Below are 10,542 nucleotides of genomic sequence, written 5' to 3'. Positions count from 1 at the left end.
AACACAACCAAAGAATACTTTATATTAGTATATATCGATACTATATGACAGTCCCCAGATTATATAATTTGAAGTGGAGATGATAGAAATAAAAAAACATGCCTGGACAATTAGGGAATATCTGGTACTTCTATTGATTCTGGTTATTTCTTATGACTTTATTGCAATTTTTATTAAAGAAACTTATGAAGGAGAAATGATCAGCTTTATCCAGTCATTATATTTTGTTATTATGACAATGACCACTGTAGGTTTTGGTGATATTGTATTTACCTCACCTATTGGACAGATATTCACGATCATAGTGAGTTTGTCAGGAGTCATAATGTTATTTGCCCTGCTGTTTCCCTTTGTGGTAATGCCATGGATAGAATCCTTAATCATAGGAGAATTGCCGGAAAAAGTACGAAAAAAACAGGAAAATCACATTATTATCTGTGGTTACAATACTATGGTCGAATCCCTTGTACATGAACTGGAAGACCATAACATGCCATTTCTTGTGATTGATGATAATGAACACCAAATAAGAAAGCTGGTAAAAGATGGGATAATATGTATTTTTGGAGACCCCAGCAAGGAAAATGTCCAGGAGGCAGCAGGTATTTACAGAGCAAAAATGCTTATAGCTAACAAAAGTGATGAAAAAAATGCCAGTATTGTATTGTCGGCAAGAGAATTTTCCCAGGTAGAGATCATCGCAATTGTAGAAAACAAGAATAATATAGATTACCTGAAGTATGCCGGGGCTAACAGGGTAATATCTCCTAAGGCTTTGCTGGGTTCATTTATAGGACGAAAGGCTGTAGCACCCTTGACTGACAGGATTACCAACAGTACACATTTCATGGACGATCTTGAGATAGCAGAATTCCCAATTTACCCTGGAAGTCAACTATTAAAGAAGACCCTTATGGAGTCCCGAATCCGGGAATTAACAGGTGCAAACATCGTAGGCCTATGGAAAAGTGGTGAATTATCCTTAAATCCAAAGTCCTATGATGTAATTAAAAGGAACTCCATATTGCTGGCAGTTGGAAATAAAGAACAATTGAAACGATTAAAACGATTTACACATTAAAATGTGATAAAAATGCATGAAACTGAGGTTTTTCTGGAAAAACATATTATTATTCTGGGTTACGGTGATGTGGGGCGAAGTATTGTCAAGAGGTTAATTACTGCAGGTGTTTCTTTTGTGGTTGTGGACCATAACAAAGAGGTATTTCAGGATGAAGAATTTTTTTACATAATCGGTGAAGCTACATCTGAATCTACACTTAAAAAAGCGGGTGTTGAAACAGCTTCAACTATTATTACAACAATAGAGTCTGATTCAGACATTATTTTTAGCATATTGTTAACCAGAAAATTAAATCCTGGTGCAATAATTTTAGCAAGGGCTAATGAAATACAATCAATTGATAAAATGTATAAAGCTGGTGCCGATTATGTGGCATCATTGACCATAGTCTCTGGACAGATGCTGGGCCGGATAGCATTATTACCTCATGATCTTCCAATAAAAGATGAGACAATATTAATGTATGAAGGTATTGAGATCAAAAAATATACTATTAACGCTTACTCGCATATTATAGGTAAGACTCTTGCCGAACTTGATCTGCGCAACATTATAGGCTGTACAGTAATAGGAATTCAAGAAGGGGATAAGACCATGTCTGAGATAGATCCCAATATGAGGTTAACTGAAGGATTAACCCTGGCAATTCTCGGAAATAAAGAACAGATCGAAAGATTTAGTAAGAATTTCATCAAATAGTTCACTCATATCTATGTTTCACCCCAAGCGAATCATAACATTTTCCAGGAATGTTTTCATTCCTGTTACAAACATGTGCCATAATAGCTGTGCCTATTGTGGTTTTAAACGAAGCCCGGATCATCCGGATTCTTATATCTTATCCCCTGAGGATGTGGAAGATATTCTTTTGGCGGGTGCAGGGAGTGGCTGTACCGAAGCTCTTTTTACTTTCGGGGAAAAGCCTGAAACTGAAACAGGATATCTTAACCGGCTCAGACAGATCGGTTATGACAGCACTATTGAATATCTGGCAGACCTGTGTCGAATGGCGATTAATATCGGACTGCTGCCCCATTGCAATCCCGGCATATTAACTTACGAAGAACTTGAGATCCTAAAACCTTTGAACGCCAGTATGGGCCTGATGCTGGAAACCACTGCCGCACTTGATGCTCACAATGGCAGTCCTGGCAAAATGCCACAAGTCAGAATACGAACCATCGAAGACGCAGGACTATTAAAAATCCCATTCACCACAGGACTGCTAATTGGTATAGGCGAGACCCGGGAAGATCGTATTGACTCTCTTAATGTCATTAATTCATTACACCACAAATATGGACACATCCAGGAAGTCATTATCCAGAATTTCACTCCAAAACCTGGTACAAAAATGGCAGATCATTCACCCCCCCAAATTGAAGATTTGATCTGGACTGTGGATCAGGCAAAAAATATCCTATCATCAGATATCGCCATCCAGGTGCCACCAAACCTGGTTTCGCCTGAGATACTTATCAATCACGGCGCCACTGATCTGGGCGGGATATCACCTGAGACCATTGATCATATCAATCCTGACCATGAATGGCCATCAGTTGCTGAATTGAAGAGAATGGTGGGTAAAAGGTTTGAACTAAAGGAAAGACTTCCAATCTATCTTCTGCACATTAAAAAAGGCTGGTTCAGTGAAGAGATACGTTCCCTGATCCAACAATTTGCAGGTGATGATGGATATAGGAAATCCAAATAATTTCTTTCCAAGAATAGACCATTAACATAAGATTATAGTATCTTAATATTATCAAGTGTACCAAACTTACCTTAAGATCATAAAAACAACAGGAGACTCATACTTATTACTGTCGAAGTATCATTAGTATTACCTGCCTACAACGAGGCAAACCGTCTCAGGGATACAGTTGTCAAAACAGCCGAAACCCTGGAGAATATATCCGCATCTTTTGAGATAATTATAGCTGAAGATGGTAGTACTGACGGAACAGATAAAATAGCATCACAGCTGGCATCTGAACTGGACTATGTTATTCACCTTCACAGCGACCAGCGGCAAGGGAGGGGAAAGGCTCTCATTAGGTCATTCAGATCTGCACAGGGCGAGATATTGTGCTATATAGATGTGGATCTGGCCACAGACATGGTGCACCTGAAAGAATTAATCGATGCCATCAGGTATGAAGGGTATGATTTTTCAACAGGTTCCAGGATGATGCCATCCAGTGATGTAAAACGACCTGCAAAGCGGGGATTTGCATCAAAAGGTTTTAATTTTATCACCCGCACCATGCTGGGTTCAAAGTTATATGACCATCAATGCGGGTTCAAGGCATTCAAAAGAGATTCTCTTTTGGAGATCATGGATTCTGTGGAAGATATGCACTGGTTCTGGGACACTGAACTTCTTGTCAGGGCACAGCGAGGCGGTTATAAAGTCAAGGAATTCCCGGTCAGGTGGCGACATGGGGGAACTACAAAAGTAGACCTGGTCAAGGATGTTATCGGGATGGGGAGCCAGATCTTCAGGCTCTGGTGGCAGTTGAATGCTCTACGAACAGGACGCCGGAAAAAGGTAATCTTTACCTTCATTCTTGCATTAATGCTGCTTTTTTTGATATTTACATTAGTTGGTATCGATAATATCTGGCAGGCTCTGGGTACAGCCTCGCCCTCGATGATCGTGCTGGCTATGTTCATCTATCTGTTCTCATGGCCGGTAAGAGGAATCCGATATAAACATATTCTGAGCCGTTTAGGTCATAGACAGGGCATGAACTTCATAACTGGCAGCATATTCATAAGCCAGTCTGCCAATGTAATATTACCTGCCAGGATAGGTGATATTTCCAGAGCTTATATACTAAAAAAAGAAAAGGATATACCGTTAACGACAGGTATGTCCTCTTTGGCAGTGGAGAGGGTATTTGATATCATTGCCATAACTGTTTTAGGCATGCTCGCAGTTCTGGTCGTGACTGCTGAAGCTGCGGTAGACGATTGGGTAATGCCTGTAATTGTCACATCTCTTGCAGTAATTGTCCTGTTCTTTTTTGCTATATTCTTTCTTTCATCCAGGGGGAATAACGGTTTATCACCCATAGAACGCATTATCCTCAGATTTTCAAAATCAGGTGATTATACCGATTGGGTAGCAGGGATTGCACGAAAGTTTGTTGATGAAATATTCACTGTTTCTACTAACCCTAAAGACTTCATTATTGTATTTTTAACATCAATTTTAGTCTGGACAATTGACATCGTTACCACTTTTGTTGTACTAACAGCTTTTCCGCTGGTTTATAATGCAATATCGGTTTCAGCCCTAATTGCTGTCGTTTTCCTGGCAGTGGCTATTGGAAATCTTGCCAAGTTGTTCCCAATTACACCGGGAGCCATAGGTACATACGAGGGAGCCCTTACTGTTGTTTTCAAGATCGCAGGTATTGCAGGATATATTGGTGCAACTGCTGCTGTTATCGATCATATTATTAAGAATTCCATAACGCTTGTCTTTGGTGCATTATACCTTATGCACTTTAATATGAATTGGCATGAATTGGTAAATATTAAAAAAGATAAATAAGCAATAACAATCGTGAGATTTTTATGGAATGGCTGGAAGTTGCAAAGTGGTGGATGGTCCTTGAGGTAATCGGACTTGCTGCTCTGCCTCTTACTGTCTGGATATTTAGGAATCTTGATGGCAAAGGTGTTGCGTTATCCAGGATACTGGGTCTGGTAGTGGTAACATATTTTTCATGGAGTTTGGCAAATTTAGGTTTCAATTACAGCCTCACAATCGTTGGGCTGGCATTGATAATATTATTCATTATATCGATGGTGATTTTCTATGCAAGAAGATGCTCAATTGATAGAAATGAACTGATCAGAACTGAAATACTATTTACTGCCGTCTTCATACTTTTCGTGATTTTCCGCGGTTTTTCCCCTGAAATATATTGGGGCGGAGGAGAAAAGTTCATGGATATGAGCTTTGTTAATATGATACTTCGCAGCACCAGCTTTCCACCCATGGATCCCTGGATGTCTGGGGAGACCATGCAGTATTATTATTTCGGCTATCTGGTTGTTGCTAATTTGATTAAATTGTCTTTTGTCCCTTCAGCTATCGGTTATAACCTTGCAGTTGCTACAATGTTCGCCCTTTCTTCCACAGCAGCCTATGGTTTAGGTAAAGAGCTGACCCACGGCAAAGTTTTCGGCATATTAATAATGGCTTTCGTAACGATCTTCGGCAATATTGCAGGATTTATTCAATTACTTGTTATCCTGTTCATTCCCGGGTTTTACGGTCTGTTCAATGTACCGGATGCAGATATTTTGACCAGATTATCCACATACTATTATTGGCCAACCAGCAGGGTAATACCAAACACCATCAACGAGTTCCCATATTTTAGTTTTATTCATGGCGACCTGCACGCCCATATGATCTCAATAGCATTTCAACTTTTAATGATCAGCCTGTTGTTGGGATTGATACGCAGTAGTAAAGAATATAACATCCCCCTTTTAGCTTCTATCACCCTGGTATTGGGTTTCATGTTTCCTTTGAATTCATGGGAATATCCCACATACGCAATTTTCTTTATTATGGCTCTTATTGCATGGAGAATTCGAGTAACAGCAGAAGTGGAAAATGCCTTTGGTATTAAAAAAAGGATTAGGCTTTTGTCCACTTCAGAGCTGATAAGAACAATTGGAGTGGGTGTAATTGTAGGCATATTAAGCATTGCATTGTACCTGCCGTACTATCTTGCATCTACTGAATCCCATTCCATCAAACTGGTTACGTACGGCCATACCCAATTGTTCTTTTATCTGGGAGTGTATGCAATTATGCTTTTCTTCATAATGATTTACACTATTGCCAGCTTTTATGATTCTGGTTATCTTGATATTAAAATAATGGTTATCGGGCTTGCCATTTTATTGGTGGCAGCTTACCTGACCCAGATACAGATACTTATTGTCATTCTTCCCCTAATAGCATTATCGATATATTCTGTAATAAAAGAGGAAAATCCAACAACACAGTTCGTTTATCTATTAATATTAATCGGAGCTTTACTCTCATTGTTCTGTGAGCTCTTTTACATTCAGGATTCATTGGGAGTTACATATCCTAAATATATCAGGCTAAATACTGTATTCAAGATTTATCTCCAGAACTGGATCATCTGGGGCCTGGCTGCAGGCATCTCATTTTATCATCTCTGGGATCGGTTTCGACCCTCCAGGGATGTGAACAAAGCATTTACGCTGTTATCTATCTTTCTCATATTTGCAGCATTAACGTATCCTGTTCTTGCAACAATTTCCCATTCTGATAATTTTGAGGGCAATCTGACGCTTGATGGATCAGCTTATTTTAATGAAAAGTATCCAAATGAATTTGAAGCTGTAATGTGGCTAAATAACCTGAGCAGGACCCCAGTTGTCCTGCAAAGCCCCGGACAATCGGGGGAATTGAACAATCATGTGACCGCTTTTACCGGTCTACCCACTGTGATGGGGTGGGGTGGACATGAAAAGACATGGAGAAACAATAAACAATCCATTGATGAGCGTTGGAATGACGTGCGTATTGTATATACTTCAAACAATATTGATACTGTCAACGAGATACTTGAAAAATATAATGTGGATTATGTTTATGTGGGAGGTGTTGAAATAGAGCGCTATAACGGATATGATGCCATAAAGACCTTTGAGGACAATCCGGATCGATTTGAACTTGTTTATTTCAACCCAAATGTCCACATTTACAAATTGGTGAGATCTGATGATTAAAGGATCACAGCCCGTATCGCCCATAAAAAAACTTACTGAGCCAAAAACGATTATTTCATTTGTTGTTTCTGTTTTCGTGCTTTACATGTTATTCTCAGTATAGAGTTCGATACTATAGTTGGGGTTATAATCCAGGCCGGAATTAGTTAAATCATATTAACTGCAAGTGAGATCTTTATGCTGTCGTGGTTCGCAAACAGCATTATCCCTGCCAAAATGGGGGATGTATACAGAGGTTATCTTGCCAGAAAATCATGGGGTGTGCCCATCTGGTTATTCTAATGGTGTCTCAAGTATTTTGACATTTGGCACAAATAGTCCGAGTGAAATAAGAATTGCTATAGCTCTAGGTTTTTCCATTGTGGTTATACTAATATCTATTATTATTATTATTATTATTGCGTTTTCTAAAGGCAAAATGGTTGTTTCAAACAAGCTCCCCATAAAGGTCAGGCAGATTTTCATAAATTTTACTGAAGGACTTCAGGAATCGGTAAAAAAGGATTCAATTTTATTGATCATTTTTTATACAATATTAATATGGGTCATGGAAACTACCAGGTTATATTTAGTTGTTGAATCGTTATCACCAATTCATAATATGGGGATAAGCCTGTCATTAATTGTAGTCGTAGCACTTGCAGCATCGCTGTTGTCAGCATTCCCGGCAACTCCTGGTGGTTTAGGAGCTGTTGAATTCGCCATTGTAGGCGTTTTTGTCCTGGTGGGTGTTGATCCGGGGTGTTTCAGCCGGGATCGCAATACTGGACAGAGCGATCAGTTATTGGGGACTGATGATGGTGGGTGGCGTTGTATATGTGTTTAGCAAAAAGAAGTAGAAAAAATACTAGATCATTGCGATGATTTATATCAATTATTCAAACCAACCTAATAGTTTCCAGGTTCATGGGTGCCCTTGTCTCGATCCTGTATTTTCTATACAATGAACTAGCCAGATCCAGACAGCTTTTTTCATCTCCATGTTCTGTCATAATATATTCAGGCCTTGGTTTCATCTTCTTGATATAACTCATCAACTGCTTACGGTCAGAGTGGCCTGAAAATCCATCTACTGTGTGTACTTGCAGCTCGATCTTGATTGTATCAGTCCTCCCATTATGATGGACAGGCACTTCGCTCCAGCCCTTCTGCAGCCGGCGCCCCATGGTCCCTTCTGCCTGGTATCCCACAAATACAAGTGAGTTCTTGGCATCTGGTCCATAGGCTCTGAGGTATTCCATGATAGGTCCGCCATTCATCATACCTGAGGTTGCCAGGATAACACCTGGTCTGGGGTTTGTTAATAGATCTTTACGTTTCTCAACAGAATCCACCTGCTGAAAACATTCTGAGAGGAACGGATTCATGCCTTTATGGAATATAAGGTTTCGAAGATCACTGTTTAAGTACTCAGGATATGTAGTATGGATTGCAGTGGCCTCCCAGATCATACCATCAAGATAGACCGGGATCTTATCCACGATACCTAATCTGATAGCTTCTTCCAGAACCAACATGACCTCCTGGCTTCTGCCAACGGCAAATGCAGGGATAAGTACAGTACCTCCTCTACTCACGGTCTCTTTCACGACCTCCTGCAGGTTAAACTCGGCTTCTTTTCTAGATGGCTGCATATCCTTAGAACCGCCATATGTAGATTCTGTGATTATGCTCTCGATCCTGGGGAAATTATTTACTGCCGGGTCGAACAGCCTGGTCTTTTCATATTTGTAATCCCCTGTAAATGCGATATTATACAAACCATCCCCCACATGGAAATGAACTATCGAAGACCCGATAATATGCCCGGCGTTGTGCATAGTGAGTTTCATATCAGGAGCAATATCAGTAACGTCCCCATAATCCAGTGTTATAGTATGCTTCAATGTCTCCCTGATCATTGTAGACTCATACGGTATGGTCTTTCCTTCCTTAGCTGCCACATCAATAAAATCCAGCTGCAGCAGGGCCATCAAATCGCGGGTTGGTGGTGTGCAATAAACAGGCCCCTCATATCCATATTTATACAATAAGGGCACCAGTCCACAATGGTCCAGGTGGGCATGGGTCAGGATTACTGCATCTATCTGGTTTATAGGCGTAACTTCGGGTATATACAAATAAGGGCTCCCATTATCATCTGAACCCACGTTGACCCCACAATCAATTAGTACCTTGGTTTCTGGAGTTGATAGCAAGAAGCAGCTACGACCCACTTCTCGGCATCCTCCTAAAGCAGTGATTCTGACCCACTTGTCCTTAGATGAGATTTCCCTGTGGATCTTGCGGCCCATTGTTTTAAGCAGGGCTTTTCGCTCATCCTTGTGGTCTCTGAGATATTGACGGACATTCTTAACTGTGGATGATTTTATAGGTGGGGTCCTAACAACTTTCGGAGTCCAGCCGATCTCTTTGGTGATCTCTCGTAACGTGTTACCATGCCTGCCAATTACAATACCAGGTTTTTCAGCTTCTATTATAACCTCACCTGTATCGGGTTCAAAATAATGACTGGTGATACCCGCATCTTCAGGTACGATCTTTGAAATTTTTTCGATGACCACTTCAGGTTCTGCCAGTACTCCAGGGTCTGGCCGGACTACCAAACGTTTTCGAAGGTCTTTTGCCAGATTCCGGATTATATCCCCATTATCTGCGAATTTCTTCGGTTCCGGGGTATAAATAACCAGTTCAGGCCCTTCAAACTCTACATCTGAAATGGTTACTCCAACTGGCAATTTTTTTGTTATTTTTACTTTTAATTCATCAAGTACATGTTCTAATGACATTGCATTTACGTCCTATTGGAAAAATCAAAAAAACTAGATAAGATTTATTTTAAAAAAATTTTCAAGTGTGTTTTTATTTTTTGTATAAAGGAATATCACAGAACATCATTAAGACTATCACGTTTCTCCTGAATAACTGAATCTTCAACCTCAAAATACCCTTCTGCCGTGATCTTTACAGCTTTAATACCATTCCCAGAAGCCGAATCTCTTTTCATAACATTATGCAGCGCCCTGACTGCCAGATCCAACCCCTCATCTATTGACATGTTTTCTTTAAACCTGTCTTCCAATATACCATAAGCAAAAGGAGACCCGGAACCTGTTGAAACAGCTTTTGTCTCCTCAAGCTGACCACCCAAAGCGTCCAAAGAATAAATACTGGAACCGTTCTTGTCAAATCCCCCTATTAAAAGTTGTACCATAAAAGGATAATATCTATTGCCTGCAAGGATATTGGCCAGCAGACTGGCAGTACCTTTTACAGTCATGCTTTCCTGTCTGCGCATCCTGTAAAGTTTTGCCTCCACCTGTAATGTTTTTACAAGTCGCTGTGCATCACCCACAGAACCTGCAGTAGTCATCCCCATAAGGTCATCAATCTGGTATACTTTCTTTGCATCTTTACTTGCAATAAAATTCCCCATGGTAGCCCGGCTCTCTGTTGCCAGGACAACGCCCTCTTCACATACTATTCCAATAGTTGTTGTACCTTCATACACTTTGTCATTAACCATCTATATACCCTCATACAAAAAACGAAAAAATGAGTTAATTCCTTTCTTAATATTATATCTCACTATATAAAGGTTTTCCCTTTCCCAGTACTTCCGATTATATGTAGTTCCGAATGAAAATAATTTCCATAACATTTTC

9 protein-coding genes are annotated in these 10,542 nt (G+C 40.0%); 7 read left to right on the top strand and 2 right to left on the bottom strand.

All coding sequences use genetic code 11. The features are described 5' to 3' along the window. Positions 1-79 precede the first annotated feature (79 nt). The 7 genes from IBX40_07410 (at position 80) to IBX40_07380 (ending at position 7,703) form a co-directional block, all read left to right on the top strand. Positions 80-1,081 (top strand): potassium channel protein, encoded by a 1,002-nt coding sequence (locus tag IBX40_07410; GenBank protein ID MBE0524142.1) that lies wholly within the window; start codon positions 80-82, stop codon positions 1,079-1,081. Between the two features lie 12 nt (positions 1,082-1,093). Further along, entirely contained in the window at positions 1,094-1,783 is a 690-nt protein-coding gene (locus IBX40_07405; protein MBE0524141.1) for a potassium channel protein, read from the top strand. A 13-nt stretch (positions 1,784-1,796) separates the two neighbouring features. Then, positions 1,797-2,798 (top strand): 7,8-didemethyl-8-hydroxy-5-deazariboflavin synthase subunit CofG, encoded by a 1,002-nt coding sequence (cofG, locus tag IBX40_07400; GenBank protein MBE0524140.1) that lies wholly within the window; start codon positions 1,797-1,799, stop codon positions 2,796-2,798. A 372-nt stretch (positions 2,799-3,170) separates the two neighbouring features. Beyond that, positions 3,171-4,646, top strand: a complete 1,476-nt coding sequence (locus tag IBX40_07395; protein MBE0524139.1) for a flippase-like domain-containing protein — start codon at positions 3,171-3,173, stop codon at positions 4,644-4,646. A gap of 23 nt (positions 4,647-4,669) precedes the next feature. Beyond that, positions 4,670-6,877 carry a hypothetical protein gene (locus IBX40_07390; protein MBE0524138.1) on the top strand — a complete coding sequence of 736 codons (2,208 nt, stop codon included), beginning with the start codon at positions 4,670-4,672 and terminating at the stop codon, positions 6,875-6,877. Positions 6,878-7,054: 177 nt separating this feature from the next. After that, positions 7,055-7,159, top strand: coding sequence for a hypothetical protein (locus tag IBX40_07385; GenBank protein MBE0524137.1), 105 nt, complete (start codon positions 7,055-7,057; stop codon positions 7,157-7,159). After that, positions 7,119-7,703: a flippase-like domain-containing protein gene (locus IBX40_07380; protein ID MBE0524136.1), complete on the top strand. Its 585-nt coding sequence runs from the start codon at positions 7,119-7,121 to the stop codon at positions 7,701-7,703. The genes IBX40_07385 and IBX40_07380 overlap by 41 nt, the downstream gene beginning before the upstream one ends. Positions 7,704-7,755: 52 nt before the next feature. On the opposite strand, the gene IBX40_07375 is transcribed toward IBX40_07380, so the two are convergent. Together IBX40_07375 and psmB are read right to left on the bottom strand one after the other, a co-directional pair. Continuing rightward, positions 7,756-9,666 carry a beta-CASP ribonuclease aCPSF1 gene (locus IBX40_07375; GenBank protein ID MBE0524135.1) on the bottom strand — a complete coding sequence of 637 codons (1,911 nt, stop codon included), beginning with the start codon at positions 9,664-9,666 and terminating at the stop codon, positions 7,756-7,758. 95 nt (positions 9,667-9,761) lie between these two features. Beyond that, a complete protein-coding gene (gene psmB, locus IBX40_07370) occupies positions 9,762-10,403 on the bottom strand; it encodes an archaeal proteasome endopeptidase complex subunit beta (protein MBE0524134.1) in 642 nt (213 codons plus the stop codon). Between the last annotated feature and the right edge of the window lie 139 nt (positions 10,404-10,542).

Source organism: Methanosarcinales archaeon (genome assembly GCA_014859725.1).
Classification (GTDB): Archaea; Halobacteriota; Methanosarcinia; order Methanosarcinales; family Methanocomedenaceae; genus Kmv04.
Note: the sequence above shows the minus strand (reverse complement) of the source record. Positions and strands in the feature narration are given on the sequence as shown.

Bases quoted from the DNA above. Each gene is read 5' to 3' on its own strand.
- IBX40_07375 (MBE0524135.1), bottom strand. From the start codon at position 9,666: ATGTCATTAGAACATGTACTTGATGAATTAAAAGTAAAAATAACAAAA.
- IBX40_07385 (MBE0524137.1), top strand. From the start codon at position 7,055: ATGCTGTCGTGGTTCGCAAACAGCATTATCCCTGCCAAAATGGGGGAT.
- cofG (MBE0524140.1), top strand. From the start codon at position 1,797: ATGTTTCACCCCAAGCGAATCATAACATTTTCCAGGAATGTTTTCATT.
- IBX40_07390 (MBE0524138.1), top strand. From the start codon at position 4,670: ATGGAATGGCTGGAAGTTGCAAAGTGGTGGATGGTCCTTGAGGTAATC.
- IBX40_07410 (MBE0524142.1), top strand. From the start codon at position 80: ATGATAGAAATAAAAAAACATGCCTGGACAATTAGGGAATATCTGGTA.
- IBX40_07405 (MBE0524141.1), top strand. From the start codon at position 1,094: ATGCATGAAACTGAGGTTTTTCTGGAAAAACATATTATTATTCTGGGT.
- psmB (MBE0524134.1), bottom strand. From the start codon at position 10,403: ATGGTTAATGACAAAGTGTATGAAGGTACAACAACTATTGGAATAGTA.